The 13,617-nt window shown below is 66.4% G+C and carries 12 protein-coding genes and 4 pseudogenes; 5 read left to right on the top strand and 11 right to left on the bottom strand.

From position 1 onward, the window contains the following. On the bottom strand, nucleotides 1-222 hold a 222-nt coding region (locus G3436_RS29235), incomplete at its 3' end, for a cytochrome c biogenesis protein CcdA (RefSeq protein ID WP_476644176.1). Beyond that, nucleotides 126-752, bottom strand: coding sequence for a protein-disulfide reductase DsbD domain-containing protein (locus G3436_RS20705; RefSeq protein ID WP_476644175.1), 627 nt, complete (start codon nucleotides 750-752; stop codon nucleotides 126-128). The genes G3436_RS20705 and G3436_RS29235, both read right to left, overlap by 97 nt. A 174-nt stretch (nucleotides 753-926) precedes the next feature. Here G3436_RS20705 and G3436_RS20700 point away from each other — a divergent pair. The 4 genes and pseudogenes from G3436_RS20700 to G3436_RS20685 all read left to right on the top strand — a co-directional run bounded on the left by G3436_RS20700 (nucleotide 927) and on the right by G3436_RS20685 (nucleotide 5,014). Then, nucleotides 927-1,609: pseudogene (locus tag G3436_RS20700) on the top strand (response regulator). Beyond that, nucleotides 1,606-2,936 (top strand): annotated as a pseudogene (locus tag G3436_RS20695) (ATP-binding protein). The pseudogenes G3436_RS20700 and G3436_RS20695 overlap by 4 nt, the downstream one beginning before the upstream one ends. Nucleotides 2,937-3,005: 69 nt before the next feature. After that, nucleotides 3,006-3,461 carry a GNAT family N-acetyltransferase gene (locus tag G3436_RS20690; protein ID WP_163948849.1) on the top strand — a complete coding sequence of 152 codons (456 nt, stop codon included), beginning with the start codon at nucleotides 3,006-3,008 and terminating at the stop codon, nucleotides 3,459-3,461. 141 nt (nucleotides 3,462-3,602) lie between these two features. Then, nucleotides 3,603-5,014, top strand: a pseudogene (locus tag G3436_RS20685) (diaminobutyrate--2-oxoglutarate transaminase). Nucleotides 5,015-5,081: 67 nt separating this feature from the next. Here G3436_RS20685 and G3436_RS20680 read toward each other — a convergent pair. The 9 genes and pseudogenes from G3436_RS20680 to G3436_RS20640 all read right to left on the bottom strand — a co-directional run bounded on the left by G3436_RS20680 (nucleotide 5,082) and on the right by G3436_RS20640 (nucleotide 12,436). Further along, nucleotides 5,082-5,981 (bottom strand): metal ABC transporter substrate-binding protein, encoded by a 900-nt coding sequence (locus G3436_RS20680; RefSeq protein ID WP_163948846.1) that lies wholly within the window; start codon nucleotides 5,979-5,981, stop codon nucleotides 5,082-5,084. Next, nucleotides 5,981-6,880, bottom strand: coding sequence for a metal ABC transporter permease (locus G3436_RS20675; protein ID WP_163948831.1), 900 nt, complete (start codon nucleotides 6,878-6,880; stop codon nucleotides 5,981-5,983). Before G3436_RS20675 ends, G3436_RS20680 begins: the two co-directional genes overlap by 1 nt. Next, on the bottom strand, nucleotides 6,870-7,643 hold the full coding sequence (locus tag G3436_RS20670; RefSeq protein WP_163948828.1) for a metal ABC transporter ATP-binding protein: 774 nt from the start codon (nucleotides 7,641-7,643) through the stop codon (nucleotides 6,870-6,872). The genes G3436_RS20675 and G3436_RS20670 overlap by 11 nt, the downstream gene beginning before the upstream one ends. Further along, nucleotides 7,640-8,502, bottom strand: a pseudogene (locus tag G3436_RS20665) (metal ABC transporter solute-binding protein, Zn/Mn family). The gene G3436_RS20670 and the pseudogene G3436_RS20665 overlap by 4 nt, the downstream one beginning before the upstream one ends. Before the next feature lie 98 nt (nucleotides 8,503-8,600). Next, entirely contained in the window at nucleotides 8,601-9,179 is a 579-nt protein-coding gene (locus G3436_RS20660; protein WP_163948825.1) for a DUF6162 family protein, read from the bottom strand. Beyond that, nucleotides 9,176-9,514: a hypothetical protein gene (locus G3436_RS20655; protein WP_420801234.1), complete on the bottom strand. Its 339-nt coding sequence runs from the start codon at nucleotides 9,512-9,514 to the stop codon at nucleotides 9,176-9,178. Before G3436_RS20655 ends, G3436_RS20660 begins: the two co-directional genes overlap by 4 nt. After that, nucleotides 9,514-10,056, bottom strand: coding sequence for a thiamine pyrophosphate-binding protein (locus G3436_RS20650; RefSeq protein WP_163948807.1), 543 nt, complete (start codon nucleotides 10,054-10,056; stop codon nucleotides 9,514-9,516). Before G3436_RS20650 ends, G3436_RS20655 begins: the two co-directional genes overlap by 1 nt. Continuing rightward, a complete protein-coding gene (locus G3436_RS20645) occupies nucleotides 10,053-11,252 on the bottom strand; it encodes a PepSY-associated TM helix domain-containing protein (RefSeq protein ID WP_163948804.1) in 1,200 nt (399 codons plus the stop codon). Before G3436_RS20645 ends, G3436_RS20650 begins: the two co-directional genes overlap by 4 nt. A gap of 221 nt (nucleotides 11,253-11,473) precedes the next feature. Further along, the gene (locus G3436_RS20640) at nucleotides 11,474-12,436 is read right to left on the bottom strand and encodes a siderophore-interacting protein (RefSeq protein ID WP_163948801.1); all 963 of its coding nucleotides are present in this window, start codon (nucleotides 12,434-12,436) and stop codon (nucleotides 11,474-11,476) included. 169 nt (nucleotides 12,437-12,605) lie between these two features. Here G3436_RS20640 and G3436_RS20635 point away from each other — a divergent pair. Next, a partial coding sequence (locus G3436_RS20635) for a condensation domain-containing protein (protein WP_243667233.1) occupies nucleotides 12,606-13,617 on the top strand: 1,012 nt, incomplete at its 3' end.

Genomic DNA, 13,617 nt, shown 5'->3' with positions numbered 1-13,617 from the left:
CAGCGCCAGCAGCACGAACAGTGCCGCCAGGCTGCCCAGCAGCCAGGGTTGTTGCAACCAGGCCTGCAGGCTGGCACCGAGCAGCGCGGCCACCACCCCGAGGGCGGCATACACCAGCGCCATGCTCAGCACGTAGCTGCCGGCCAGCGCCAGGCCGCGCCGAGGGCTGCGCCGTTGCCCATCACCAGGCCGGCGAGAATCGGCAGCATCGGCAGCGAGCAGGGGGTGAACGCCAGCAACACACCCAGGCCGAGGAAGGCCAGCAGGCTCCACGCCAGGGTGTCCTGCTGCAGGCTGCCGGCCAGTGCCTGGTCGCCGGCTTGGGCCGTGGTTGCGCGGGCACCGCCAAGGTCGACCGGGCTGGTTTGCGGGGGGTAGCACAGGCCGGCATCGGCACAGCCCTGCCAGCCCATGCGCAGCGCGCCCGTGGCCGCCGCCGGTATCACCAGTTCGAGCGCGCCGCGGTACACCTGGGTCTGGCCGAAGTATTCATCGCTGTGGGGCAGGGCGGGCGGCAGTGCCGGCAGCGCCTCGGCGGCCAGGCCATCGAATTTCAGGCGCTTCTGGTACAGGTAGTAGCCGTCGCTTATCTGCCAGTGCAGGCGCATGTCGCCCGAGGGCAGGCGTTCATGCGTGAACACGAAGGCCTGGTCCACCGGCAGAAAGTCGCTCTGGGCGAACGGATTGGCAAACGGCTGGGCCTGGCCCAGCGAACTGAACAGCCACAGCATGGCTAGCAGGAGTACACGCATGTCGAAGCCTTGGCAGTGCGATAAGCCTGCAAGCCTGCCCGCTGTGGATTAACCCACGGTTAACCGCCGGGCAGCCGTCGCCCGGCAGGCGACGTGAGCGCCTTGGGACGGCATAATCCCCGGTTAATCCGCCTGTGGCCCACTGGGCCTTTCTGCCAATGACCGAGCCCGACCATGCACGTACTGCTTTGTGAGGACGATGAGCTGATCGCCAGTGGCATCATTGCCGGCCTGAGCGCTCAGGGCCTGACCGTCGATCGCGTGGCCAGCGCCAGCGCGGCGCGGGCCATGCTGCAGGCCGCACATTTCGACGTGATGGTGCTGGACCTGGGGTTGCCCGACGAAGACGGCCTGAAACTGCTGCAGCGCCTGCGCCAGCAGGGGCACAGCCTGCCGGTGCTGATCCTGACGGCGCGCGATGCGGTGACCGATCGTGTCGACGGCCTGCAGGCCGGTGCCGACGATTACCTGCTCAAGCCGTTCGACCTGCGCGAGCTGGCCGCACGCTTGCATACCCTGCTGCGGCGGGTGGCGGGACGCTGCGTGAACGTCATCGAACATGGCCCGCTGAGCTTTGACCCGAGCAGTTGCGAGGCGCACTTGGGCGGCAGCCGGTAGACCTCTCGCGGCGCGAGCAGGCACTGCTTCAGGCGCTGTTGCAGAACCGCGGCCGGGTGCTGTCCAGTGAGCAGCTCAAGGACAGCGTGTACGGTTTCAGTGACGAGGTCGAAAGCAACGCCTTGAACGTGCACATCCACCACCTGCGCCGCAAGCTCGGCAACGGCATCGTCGAGACCGTGCGTGGCCTGGGTTACCGCCTGGGGCCTGCGCAACTGCCGCAAGGTTGCGAACCATGAGCCTGCGTCTGCGCCTGAGCCTGATTCTGGGCACTGCCTTCGTGCTGATCTGGGCGCTGGCGGCCGCGTGGATGCTGCGCGACCTGCGCCAGCAGATGATGTTTTCCCTCGACCAGCGCCTGGTGGCCTCGGCGCGCATGGTCGCCGGCTTGATCGACCAGCTGCCGCAACCGCTCACCAGCAAGGGCGAGGGCACACGCCTGAGTGCCGACCAGTTGAGCATTCCGGACGGCATGGCGTGCCAGGTCAGTTCGCTGCGCGGCGAGATTCTGGCGCGCAGCCACAACCATGCCGAGCAGACCCTGGACGACCAGCGCAGCGGCTTTCATGACCAGGTGATCGACGGCTCGTTGTGGCGCAGCTTCACCTACGCGCGCGGCGATGTGCGAATCACCACGGCCGACCGGCATCTGGAGCGCGAAGCGCTGAATCGTTCGATCCTGCTCGCCGCCTCGGCGCCGGTGCTGGTGGCCCTGCTTGGCAGCCTGGGCCTGCTGTGGCTGGGTGTCGGCAAGGGCTTGGCGCCGCTCAACCGCATGCGTGATGCGTTGCGCAAGCGCAGCCCCGATTCGCTGGAGCCCCTGCAGGTACGCGCTTTGCCCAGCGAGTTGCAACCCTTGCTCGAAACCCAGAACCAGCTGTTCCAGCGCATCGGCCAGACCATCGAGCGCGAACGGCGCCTGACCGGCGATGCAGCCCACGAGCTGCGCAGCCCGCTGACCGCGATCAAGACCCACCTGCAGGTGCGCGCATGACCGATGGTGCGGTCCGCGAGCAGGCCCTCGAACATGCCGAGCAGGGTGCCGACCGCCTGCACCGGACCCTGGAGCAGTTGCTGTTGCTGGCACGCGTGGAGGGCAGCCTGTCGTTTGACGATGGGGTATCGTACAGCGCCGAGCAGATCGCCCGCCTGGCCATCCAGGACGCCGGCCTGGGCGACAACCGGCGCATCCTGCTGCAGGCGCCGGAACGCGCCGCCCAGGTGTACCCGGACATGCCCGCGACCCTGGCGGTGGCGGCGCTGCGCAACCTGCTGGACAACGCCTTGCGCCACAGTGCGCCGGGTGCGCCGGTAGAGCTGCAGGTGCAGCTCGAGGCGCACCGGGTGGCTTTTGTGGTGCGCGACCACGGCCCGGGCATCGACCCGCAGAACCTCGAACATGTGACCCAGCGTTTCTGGCGCAATGGCCACAGCGAAGGGTGCGGCCTGGGCCTGGCGATCGTGCAGGCGATCGTGCAGCGCTGTGCCTGTGCGCTGCAGTTCGACAGCCGTGCCGACGGCCTGCGGGTGCTGCTGCAGATGCCGTTGCGGGTACATCAGGTGTAACCCTGTACGCCTCGTCAGCAGGTGCTTGCGCCGTTAAAGTGGGTGCCCGGCAGCAGCGAGGTGGCAGGCATGGACGCACGGATTCGCATCATCAAGGCCAGGCTGGCCGAGGCTGCAGTGGTCGAGCGGTTGATGCGCCAGACCATTGCCGAGGGTGCGGGCGCCGATCATCAGGGCCAGGCGCGAGTCATCGAGGCCTGGTCGCGCAGCAAGCAGCGGGCGCAAATTGCCCGCTGGCTCGGCGACCCGGCGTTGCACCTCAACCTGGGGCGCTGGCAGGGGCGCCCGGTGGCCACCGGGCTGGCGCTGCGCAGCGGTGAGGTCTGCCAATGTTTCGTGCAGCCCGGCTACTGGCGCCGGGGCATCGGGCGGGCGTTGGTGCAAGACCTGGAGCAGGCGCTGCGCGGCTGGGGATGCCCGCGCGCGATGCTCTACAGCACAGCCTCGGCGTTGGGTTTTTTCGCGCGCCAGGGCTACGCCTGCGACGCCCGCCCCTGGTTTTTCACGGCCTGCACCTGCAACTGATGTACAAAACCCTCTAAAGCGGTATGCGCACGCTAAATCGGCGGGCCGTTGAAGCGTCTTTCAAGCGAGAACACATCCCGACACATCGCTGGCAAACGGCGCGTGGTGGGGTCATCCGCTTGCTTGCGAGGGTTACTTCAGATGTCAGTCGCTACCCGCCTTGCCCAGGCACAGCCGGCTTCTTCAGCCGTCGAGCCTGGCGAAACGCTTTACCATTTCGACGAGTCGCCATTGCTGGCTCGCCAGAAGCAGCAGGAGTCCAATGCGCGCAGTTATCCGCGGCGGATCCCGCTGGCGCTCAAGCGCGCCCGTGGGCTCTACGTCGAAGACGTCGAGGGCCGCGAGTTCATCGATTGCCTGGCGGGTGCCGGCACCTTGGCCCTGGGCCACAATCACCCGGTGGTGATCGAAGCGATCCAGCAGGTGCTGGCCGATGAGCTGCCGTTGCATACGCTGGACCTGACCACACCGGTCAAGGACCAGTTCGTGCAGGACCTGTTCGGCCTGCTGCCGGTGGCGCTGCGCGCCGAGGCGAAGATCCAGTTCTGTGGCCCCACCGGCACCGACGCGGTCGAGGCGGCATTGAAGCTGGTACGCACCGCCACCGGGCGCAGCACGGTGCTGTCATTCCAGGGCGGCTACCACGGCATGAGCCTGGGGGCACTGAGCCTGATGGGCAGCCTGGGGCCGAAAAAGCCCATGGGCGCACTGCTGGGCAACGGCGTGCAGTTCCTGCCGTACCCGTACGACTACCGTTGCCCGTTCGGGTTGGGGGGCGAGCAGGGCGTGCAGGTCAACCTGCGTTACCTGGAAAACCTGCTCAACGACCCGGAGGGCGGTGTGGCATTGCCGGCGGCGGTGATTGTCGAAGTGGTGCAGGGCGAAGGGGGCATGATTCCGGCCGACCTGGACTGGCTGCGCGGCGTGCGGCGGATCACCGAGCAGGCCGGTGTGGCGCTGATCGTCGACGAGATCCAGAGCGGCTTTGCGCGTACGGGCAAGATGTTCGCCTTTGAACACGCCGGTATCGTGCCCGACGTGGTGGTGCTGTCCAAGGCGATTGGCGGCAGCCTGCCGCTGGCCGTGGTGGTGTACCGCGACTGGCTGGACAGCTGGTTGCCGGGTGCGCATGCCGGGACGTTCCGTGGCAACCAGATGGCCATGGCAGCGGGGTCGGCGGTCATGCGCTACCTCAAGCAGCACGATGTGGCGGCCCATGCCCAGGCCATGGCGCGCGCCTGTGCGAGCACCTGGCGGTGCTGCAGCGTGATTTCCCGCACCTGGGCGATATCCGCGGTCGCGGCCTGATGCTCGGGGTGGAGATTGTCGACCCGCAAGGTGCAGTGGACGCGCTGGGCCACCCGCCCGGGTTCGGCACGCTGGCCTCGCTGATCCAGAACGAGTGCCTCAAGCGCGGCCTGATCATCGAGCTGGGAGGGCGCAATGGGTGTGTGGTGCGCTTCCTGCCGCCGCTGATCATTACGGCCGAGCAGGTGGATGAGGTGATGCGTCGTTTCAGCCGGGCGTTGCCGGCGGCCTTGCTGCGGCTCTGAAGGCCGCCACAGAAGGCAGGGTACAAAAAAAAAGCCCCAGGCCGAGAGGCCTGGGGCTTTTTCGTGGTTACCCGGCAAGTGCCTTGATCACCTGATCGATACTGCCCTGCAGTTCGCTCAACGGCTGCTCGCCGCTGCCCTCCAGTACCAGCAGGCGGCTGCCGGCCTGGGCGATCGCCGCTTTCACCGCTTCACTCGGCTGGCGGTGATCCAGCACCAGCGCGACGTCGTTGTCCTTGAGCAGTGCGCTCAGCTGTTGCAGCGCCTCGGGCGTCCACTGCTCATCTGCGGGGGCGCTATACGCTACCTGTTCAAGATTGAGACCGCCGATCAGGTAGCCAAAACGCTCGGACAAACTCACCACGCTCAGGTTGTCGAGCTGCCCCAGGCGTGCCTCGCTGTCGGCACTGAGCTTGAGCAGCTGCTGCTTGAGGGTGGCCAGGTTCGCGTCGATCCTGGCTTTGGCAGCAGGCGCCAGGCGTACCAGGTCGGCAGCAGTGACATCCGCCATGCGCCCCAGGTTGTTGCTCGACAGCCAGGGTTGGCTGTTCAGGCCATCCTTGGGCGCGCCGGGTTGCAGCGCGATGCCTGGCAAGGCGCCGTCCACTGGCCGTGCGGCGTCCACCTCGACGATGCGAACATTGCTGCGCCGTGCCATGGGGTAGAGCGGGTCGTCCGCCCACACCGAACGCAGCCCGATCACCGCATCGGCGTTGACTGCCATCTTTTCCAGGGCCGAGGCGCCGCGCCCGCTGAAGTAGGCGGTCTGGCGCGAGCCGGGCAGGTTGGCTGCGGCAGCGCGCTGCAGCTTGACCTCGCTGCCATCGAGCAGCAGTTGCCCCAGGCCATAGGTGATCGGCAGCGAGGCCAGTACCTGCACCGGGCGGTTGCTCTGGGCGGCGAAGGCGCTGGCGCTGAAGGCGCCGCTCAGGGCCAGTAGCAGGGTCAGTTGGCGAAATGTCTGCATTATCCGATATTCCCTTTCAGGCTGGGCAAGGTGCTGCGGGCGATGGCGGCCAGGGCGAAGGCCATGCCGGCGACCAGGATGATCGCCGCGCCCGATGGCAGTGGCAGGTCGAACACGATCGGCAGCAGGATGCCGCTCAAGGTGCTGATCGTGGCGATCAGCACCGAGCTCCAGAAGAAGCCTTTGAGCGACTGGCTGAGCAGCCGCGCGGCCGCCGCCGGAATCACCAGCAGGGCGCCGACCAGGATTGCGCCGATGACTTTCACCGCCGCCACGGTGATCAGCGTCACCAGCACCACGAACAGGTAGTCCAGGGTTTTCACCGCCACCCCGCGTACCGCTGCCAGTTGCGGGTTGAAGCTGGCCAGCATGATGCGGTTGTACAGCGGCAGGCTCAGGCCCAGCACCAGTGCCCCGACTACCGCCAGTACCAGCAGGTCGTTGCCGTTGACGGTCAGTACCGAGCCGAACAGCACGTTCTCGAGGATGTGCACGTTGATCTTGCCGGCAAGGATCAGCAGCAGGCTCGCGCCCAGCGCCAGCGACACCGACAGGAACACCCCGATCAGCGTGTCCGGGGCCAGCCCGGTGCGGTTGCGCAGGTAGTTGAGCAGTACGCCGAACAGCAGGCAGTAGCCGAACAGGCTGCCGTAAGGGCCGGTATAGGGTTCGCCGAGCAGAATGCCGATGGCCACCCCGGTCAGCGCCGCATGGCCCACCGCTTCGGAGAAGAACGCGAAGCGCTTGACCACCACCAGCGTGCCCAGGCCGCCCAGTACCGGGCCGATCAGCAGGCCGGCGAGCAGTGCGTTGACCACGAAGCCGTAGGCCAGCGCTTCGGGCAGGTAGCCCGAGGACGCCAGCCCCTGGATCATCAGGCGAAACTCTTCATAGTTCATCAGGCGTGGCTCCCGGTCGCGCGCCAGCACTGCGCGGGTGGGTGGAAAACAGTTGCAGCAGCGCGTCCGGGCTCAGCGCCTGCTCCGGCACGGCGTCGAACAGGATGCGCCGGTTGAGCCCGGTCACGCGGTCGGCCAAGCGTTTGACGGCTTCAAGGTCGTGTTCGATCCACAGCACGGTGGTGCCGCTGGCGCGCCAGTCGATCAGCAACTGTTCGAAAATGCGGATGCCGGCCTCGTCCAGTGCCGACATCGGTTCGTCCAGCACCAGCAGGTGCGGGGCAGGGATCAGGCCCTGGGCCAGCAGCACGCGCTGACGCTCGCCACCGGACAGCGCGCCCATGCGCCGCTTGCGCTTGTCCTGCATGCCAACCCGTTCCAGGGCCTGGCCAATGCTCGCCGCGTAATGGCGCGACAGCCCCAGGAAGGCGGGGCGACGCTGGCACATGGCAGCCATGAAGTCGTCCACGGTCATCGGCAGGCCACGGTCGAATTCCAGCGCCTGCGGCACATAGCCGATGCAGCCCGGGGCGCCGGCCCAGTGCAGGTTCAGGCGGCCGTGGTGCGGCATCTGCCCCAGCAGTGTCTTGATCAGCGAACTCTTGCCGCCGCCGTTGGGGCCGACCAGTGCATGCACGCTGCCGGGGCGCACGTTGAAGCTCACCTGGTCGAGGATCGTGGTGCGGCCCAGGGTCAGGCCGACGGCGTCGAACTCGACGCCGGGGCCGCGCGTGGCCTGGGCGATGTGCTCGGCAGCGGTCATGCGCCCGCCTCCTGGATGGCCCGCACCACGGTGTTGAGGTTGTTGGTCATCTCTTTTTCGTACTTCTCGGCGCTGTAGTCGCCGTAGGAGATGTGCGACAGCGGGTAGAGGCGTACGCCCGACTCACGCTGGATGGTCTCGACGTAGGTGGACGGGAAGTCGAGCTCCGAGAAGATCACTTTCACATCCAGGTCGCGCAGCTGGTTGATGGTCTTCTTCAACTGGCTGGGGCTGGGTTCGATGCCGTGGGCGGGTTCGACCACGGCGGTCACTTCCAGGCCGAACTCGCGCAGCAGGTAGTCATAGGCGGCATGCACGGTGGCCACGCGCAGGTCGGCGTTGGGCGCGCTGGTCAGCTTGGCCAGGGCCTCTGCGCGAAGCTGGCGCAGGCGTTTGCCATAGGCGCGGGCGTGGCGGTGTAGGCCTTGGCGTTGGCCGGGTCGAGCTTGCCCAGTTCGCGGGCAATATTGTTGACCTGGGCAATCGAGGCACTGATCGAGAGGAAGGTGTGTGGGTTGACCACCTTGCCCGCGCCGCGTGCGGCGATGCCGGTGGCCGCCAGCAGGGGCACGTTGGCATTGGCCTCGATGGTGGCCACGTTGGGCTTTTCGCTGGCTTCGATCATGCGGTCGGCAAAGTCGTCATGGCCGACGCCGTTGAGCACCACCACGTCCAGCGTGCCGATGCGCTTGATGTCTTCGGCGCGCGGTTCATAGGCATGCGGGTTGAAGCCGGCCGGGATCAGCGGCACCACCTCGGCCTTGTCGCCGACGATGTTGGCCACATAGCTGTAGTAGGGGTGCAGGGTAATGCCGATGCGCAGGCGCTTGGCCTCTTCGGCCTGTGCCAGTGGCAGCATGCACAGGGCGAGCAGGCCGGCCAGCAGCGGCCGGCGTCGAACGAACAACGATGAAATAGACATGGGCACGCGGTCTTCTCTCAAATGAATCCGTGGGTTCAGTGCCGATGCTGGCGAGTGACCCCGGCATCGAATTGCGCGACCACCTGTTGCCAGCCGGCGGCGTTCAGGGCGGCGTCGGCAAGGTCGGCAGGGGCGGTGAGGGCGGCGTTGCGGTTGAGCCAGATATCGGCCGGGCTGTCGGGCTGCGAGCCCAGGCGCATCAGGAACGAGCCGGCCACCTCATTGGCCTGGCTGAGCCCCAGGTAGGCCTTGCCCTCCAGCAGTTGCCAGGTGTGGCCACCGCGGCTGACCGCACTGGCGTCACGGGCGAATGGGGCGAAGCCTTCGGCGTCCAGTTCGGCGGGTGTCGGGAGGGTCTGTTGCTCCTGCTGGAGCAACTGGATTTCATCCAGGGTCACCCGCAGGTCGGCATACACGCCTTGCTCGCCGGCGCTCAAGTCGCGGCGGGCGTCGAGCTGGTGCGCGGCCACCTGGACGGTCTCGGCCGGCTTGCCGTGCCACATCACCACGCTGCCGGCCACCAGCAGCACCAGGGCGCAGAACAGTAGCACGTACAGGGTTTCATGGCCGGCACCGGCCGGGCGGATGGTCTGGGTCGTGGTAGGCGTGTTCATGGTGCCTCGATGTCGGCCTGGTCGATTTCCACCACATGCCCGGGGCCTGCGTCGAACAGCACGTAGAACTCGGCACCGGGGCGCTTGAAGGTCAGTGTCGAGTCGCTGCCCAGCTTGCCGGGCACCAGGATGCTTTCGTCATAGCCGATCACGTCGAGGGTCACACCGGGTGCGCCGCTGCCGTCGGAAAAGCCGCCGGTGCACTGGATCTGGTCGTCGGCGATCGCCTTGCATTCGCAGATCGGGTTGTGCGCCAGGGCCAGGCTGCTGAAGGCGCCGGCGCCGGCCAGCAGTACAGCGCCGCCCAGGCGGCGCAGCAGGTGAGGTACGGGCATCATGGTTTGCCTCCTTGTTTTTCGAGCCAGGCCACGGTGCTCGGCGAAGCTTTGCTGAGCGGGACCGAGCCCTGGTGCATGCTGCCATCCCAGCCTTCCATGGTGACCCACAGCTCGGCGTCGGGTTTGGTCTTTTGCGGGACGGGCACCGAAGCGCCCATGCGGTACGGTGAGCCAAAGAAGATCCCGCCGGCGGCGCGCAGGCTGCGCGGCTTGCCGATCCGCAGGTAGGTGGCCTTGACCTGCGGGATGCAGGCTTGGCAGAGGCTCGCATTGAAGCTTTTCATGTAGCCGGCGGGGCCGTCCTGGCGTGGTGCCTCATTGCGCAGTTCTGCCAGTTTCAGGCTCCAGGGCCCTACCTGGACGTCACCGATCTCGCGCTCGCCCAGGCCCTCGTCACCGCGGAACAGGGCCGCGTCGGCGAAGTACTTGGGCATGAAGCCCAGCGGCACCAGCAGCAACAGCACATTGAGGTGGAACCGCCATTTCAGCCACAGCTGGCGCAGGCGTGAGGGCGGTTGTACGGCGGTTGCGCTGCTCATGCCTGGCTCTCCGAAGGGGTTGGGGTGGCCACGGCGGTGCGCTTGGCGCGTGCGGGCTTTTCGCTGCGCTTGAGCGCGGCGGCGGTGGCGATGGCGGTGCGCTTGGTCCAGATCAGCAGGCCGCTGAGCACCATCATGCTCAGGATCAGGCCGAACAGGAACCAGATCAGCTTGATCCAGATACCGCCGAAGTCGCCGGTGTGCAGCGGGCGCATGGATTCGGTGACGAACTCCAGCTTGCTGCGGTCCGAGAGCAGTTCGTGGGCTTCGATTTCGCCGCTGTAGGGGTTGATCGACGCGGTCTGGTACATCAGCGGGTACCAACTGCGGCCACCCACGGAAACATGGCTGTAGGCATTGCTCGGCAGGCTGATGAAGCTGACATCCAGCCCCGGGATCTTGCTGATGGCGATATTTTCCACCGCGTCCAGGCTCAGTACCTTGGCGGGTTGCCCGGCTTCGGAGGTGGGCACGTTCTCGCGGGCGATCACCGGCAGTACCGGGTTGCTGGAAATCGAGATCTGGTTGTCATACAGGATCGCCTGGATCAGGAACCAGATGCCGGTGATCGAAATCACCGCGATGAACCAGATCGACCAGATGCCACACAGCCGGTGGAAGTCGCCCCAGAAGATTCGGGCGCCGTGCTTGAGGCGCAAGGTCGGCTTGAGGAAGCCCTTCCAGAAGCGCTTGTACACCACCAGGCCGGTGACCAGCGAGGCGAGCATCGGCAGCGCCAGGAACGACACCAGGTACCAGCCCCAGCTGAAACCATTGGTGAACGGCACCAGCCACCAGCCGTGCAGGGCGCGGGTGAAGGCCTGGAAGTTGAACTGTGCCGCCTGGCCCTGGATCACGCCGGTGTACGGGTTGACATACAGCGTGGTGGAGCGGGTGTCGGGGTAGGTGACGCTGACGCTCAGGGCGAAATGCGACTCGTCGGGGCGGATGATGGTGCTCACATACACCCCCGGCTGCGCACGTTCTACCGCGCTTCTGATCTCGTCCAGGCTCAGCAGCGGCGGGTCGCCGTCGGGCTGGGAGGCACGGATTTCCGGTTGTGCCAACCAGACGATCTCCTGGCTCACCACCGCCAGTGTCCCTGTGAAGCACACGATCAGCACAAAGAACCAGATTGGCAGGGTCAGCCAGCTATGAACCAGAAACCAGAGTTTTGAACGTGATTTTTTCGACATTGGGCAGGCAACTTCAATTCGGAGTGTGATGAGCATGAGCAACCAGAGCACCCCGGCAACACGGGGTGTCAGGGCTTGGGCTCGCTCGAAACGGTGCATTGGTAACTGTTAGGACGAATGAGAAGCAAAGATCCTGCATTAAAAAATGCAAGCAAATGTTTCAAAGGCTGCGACCTGCCGCCCGTGGCCTTTGAAATCAAAGCGCTGGCGATGTGCCAACTCTACTCGAGGGTGCGCCCTGCGCGCCAATATCCCATCAGCGTCAGCGCGCGGCGGTCCAGGCCGTGCTCGTTGATCAGGAAGCGCCGGATCCGCATCACCGCGCCGGACTCGCCCGCGACCCAGGCATAGAACGCGTGCGCGCTGCGGCTGGCGCGCTCCCACAGGATCTGGCGCTCGATATCCACTTCTTCCAGCGGCGTGCTGGCTGCCGCTCGCGTGGCCGGCAGCTCGGCCAGGTGCGTGACCGCGTGCAGCATGGCATCGCCCTGCTGGCTGCCCGACTGGTCGCGGGGTAGCCAGTGCAGGGTGATATGCGGGTTGCAGGGCAGGGCCAGACAATCCTGTTGCAGCGGCACCTCGATGTAGGCCTGAACCTGCGGCGGGTCGGCCTGCTCGGCCAGCCCTTCAAGGATGCCCGCAATGGCCGGCAGCGCCGTTTCGTCGCCGACCAGCAGGATGTTGCGCACCCCCGCTGGCGGGTTCCATTCATAGCCGCCCGGGTCGCCGGCAAAGGCCAGGTTGGGGGCGAGGATCTGCAGGCGGTCGCCGCTGCACGCGTGGGTGGCCCAGGCGGATGCAGGGCCGTTGACGCCGTGCATGACGAAATCGATATCGACTTCATTCAGTTCGCGGCGCAGGGCGCGAATCGTGTAGGTGCGCATGGGCGGGCGCTGGGCCTCGCTCAGCGCCCGTCGGGCTTCGTTCCAGTGCAGGCCGTCGGGCAGGTTGGGCGGGCTGCCGTCGGCGCCGGGGAACAATAGCTTGACCCGCTGGTCGGCCGCCAGGGTCTGCATGTGGGCCACCTGCGGGCCGGTGAACACCAGCCGGCTCAGCGACGGGCTGAGTTCGATGCGCTGTTTGAGGGTCACGTCGAACAGGCGATAGGCGCGTGGCGCCTGTGAACCGGTGAGCCTGCGCAGGCCACGTGTGATGGTCTGGCTGAGAGAGGAGGCAGAAGGCATGGGGCAGCGACCTTTGTGCAGCGGGTTTGTTCTATAGACGCTCGACGGCGCGGCGAATTAGCCGGCACGCACAGGCGCGCTCGGGTGCTTAATTTTTCGTGTGGTGTATCCGTTTCGTAGGGATAGCCGGGCCTTCGCCCCGATAGTCAACGTGTACGGAAGCAATCAGATGAATGCTGAAAAGTCCCTCCAACTCGCCTGCCGCTTCATTGAATTGCCGTTGGAGAAGCGCAGCCTGTTCCTGCAAGCCTTGAGCAAGGAAGGCCTGGACTTTTCGCAGTTTCCAATCCCGGCCGGGGTACAGGCGCCGGATCGCCTGGCGCTATCGTATGCCCAGCAGCGCATGTGGTTTCTGTGGCAGATGGACCCGCACAGTGGCGCCTACAACCTGCCGGGGGCGGTGCGCCTGAGCGGTGCGCTGAACGTCGCTGCGCTGGAGCGCGCCTTTGCCCTGCTGGTGGCCCGCCACGAAGCGCTGCGCACGGTATTCCAGCCCCAGCCCGACGACAGCCTGCGCCAGGTGCCATTGGCGCAACCGGTGCGTCTTGAACGGGTCGACCTTGCCGACCTGCCTGCCGACGCGCGCGAGCGCCGCGTGCAGCACGAAGCACAGATGGAGTCGGTGCGCCCGTTCGACCTCGAGCACGGCCCGCTACTGCGCCTGCGTCTGCTGGCATTGGCTGATCAAGAGCATGTGTTGCTGCTGACCTTGCACCACATCGTGTCCGACGGCTGGTCGATGAACGTGCTGATCGAAGAGTTCAGTCGCGCCTACGATGCCTATGCCCAGGGCCTGGAGCCGCAGTTCGAGGCCCTGCCGATCCAGTACGCCGACTACGGCCTGTGGCAGCGCCGCTGGCTGGAAGCTGGCGAGCAGGAACGACAGTTGGCGTACTGGCGTGAAAAGCTCGGTGACGATCACCCGGTGCTGGAACTGCCGCTCGATCACCCGCGCCCGACCTCGCCCAGCTTCAACGGCGAGCGCCTGGCGCTGGCGCTGGAGACGGAGCTGGCCGAGCAGGTGCGCGGCTTTGCCCGGCAGCACAACGTCTCGTTGTTCATGGTGCTGCTGGCCGCGTTCAACGTCTTGCTGTACCGCTACACCGGCCAGGTCGACGTGCGCTTTGGCAGCCCGGTGGCCAACCGCAACCGCAGCGAGCTCGAAGGCCTGATCGGCTTTT

The organism is Pseudomonas brassicae, assembly GCF_010671725.1.
In the GTDB taxonomy this organism is placed as follows: domain Bacteria; phylum Pseudomonadota; class Gammaproteobacteria; order Pseudomonadales; family Pseudomonadaceae; genus Aquipseudomonas; species Aquipseudomonas brassicae.
This window is presented reverse-complemented; position numbering and strand designations above follow the sequence as displayed.

Bases quoted from the DNA above. Each gene is read 5' to 3' on its own strand.
- G3436_RS20705 (WP_476644175.1), bottom strand. From the start codon at position 752: ATGCGTGTACTCCTGCTAGCCATGCTGTGGCTGTTCAGTTCGCTGGGC.
- G3436_RS20690 (WP_163948849.1), top strand. From the start codon at position 3,006: ATGGACGCACGGATTCGCATCATCAAGGCCAGGCTGGCCGAGGCTGCA.
- G3436_RS20680 (WP_163948846.1), bottom strand. From the start codon at position 5,981: ATGCAGACATTTCGCCAACTGACCCTGCTACTGGCCCTGAGCGGCGCC.
- G3436_RS20675 (WP_163948831.1), bottom strand. From the start codon at position 6,880: ATGAACTATGAAGAGTTTCGCCTGATGATCCAGGGGCTGGCGTCCTCG.
- G3436_RS20670 (WP_163948828.1), bottom strand. From the start codon at position 7,643: ATGACCGCTGCCGAGCACATCGCCCAGGCCACGCGCGGCCCCGGCGTC.
- G3436_RS20660 (WP_163948825.1), bottom strand. From the start codon at position 9,179: ATGAACACGCCTACCACGACCCAGACCATCCGCCCGGCCGGTGCCGGC.
- G3436_RS20655 (WP_420801234.1), bottom strand. From the start codon at position 9,514: ATGCCCGTACCTCACCTGCTGCGCCGCCTGGGCGGCGCTGTACTGCTG.
- G3436_RS20650 (WP_163948807.1), bottom strand. From the start codon at position 10,056: ATGAGCAGCGCAACCGCCGTACAACCGCCCTCACGCCTGCGCCAGCTG.
- G3436_RS20645 (WP_163948804.1), bottom strand. From the start codon at position 11,252: ATGTCGAAAAAATCACGTTCAAAACTCTGGTTTCTGGTTCATAGCTGG.
- G3436_RS20640 (WP_163948801.1), bottom strand. From the start codon at position 12,436: ATGCCTTCTGCCTCCTCTCTCAGCCAGACCATCACACGTGGCCTGCGC.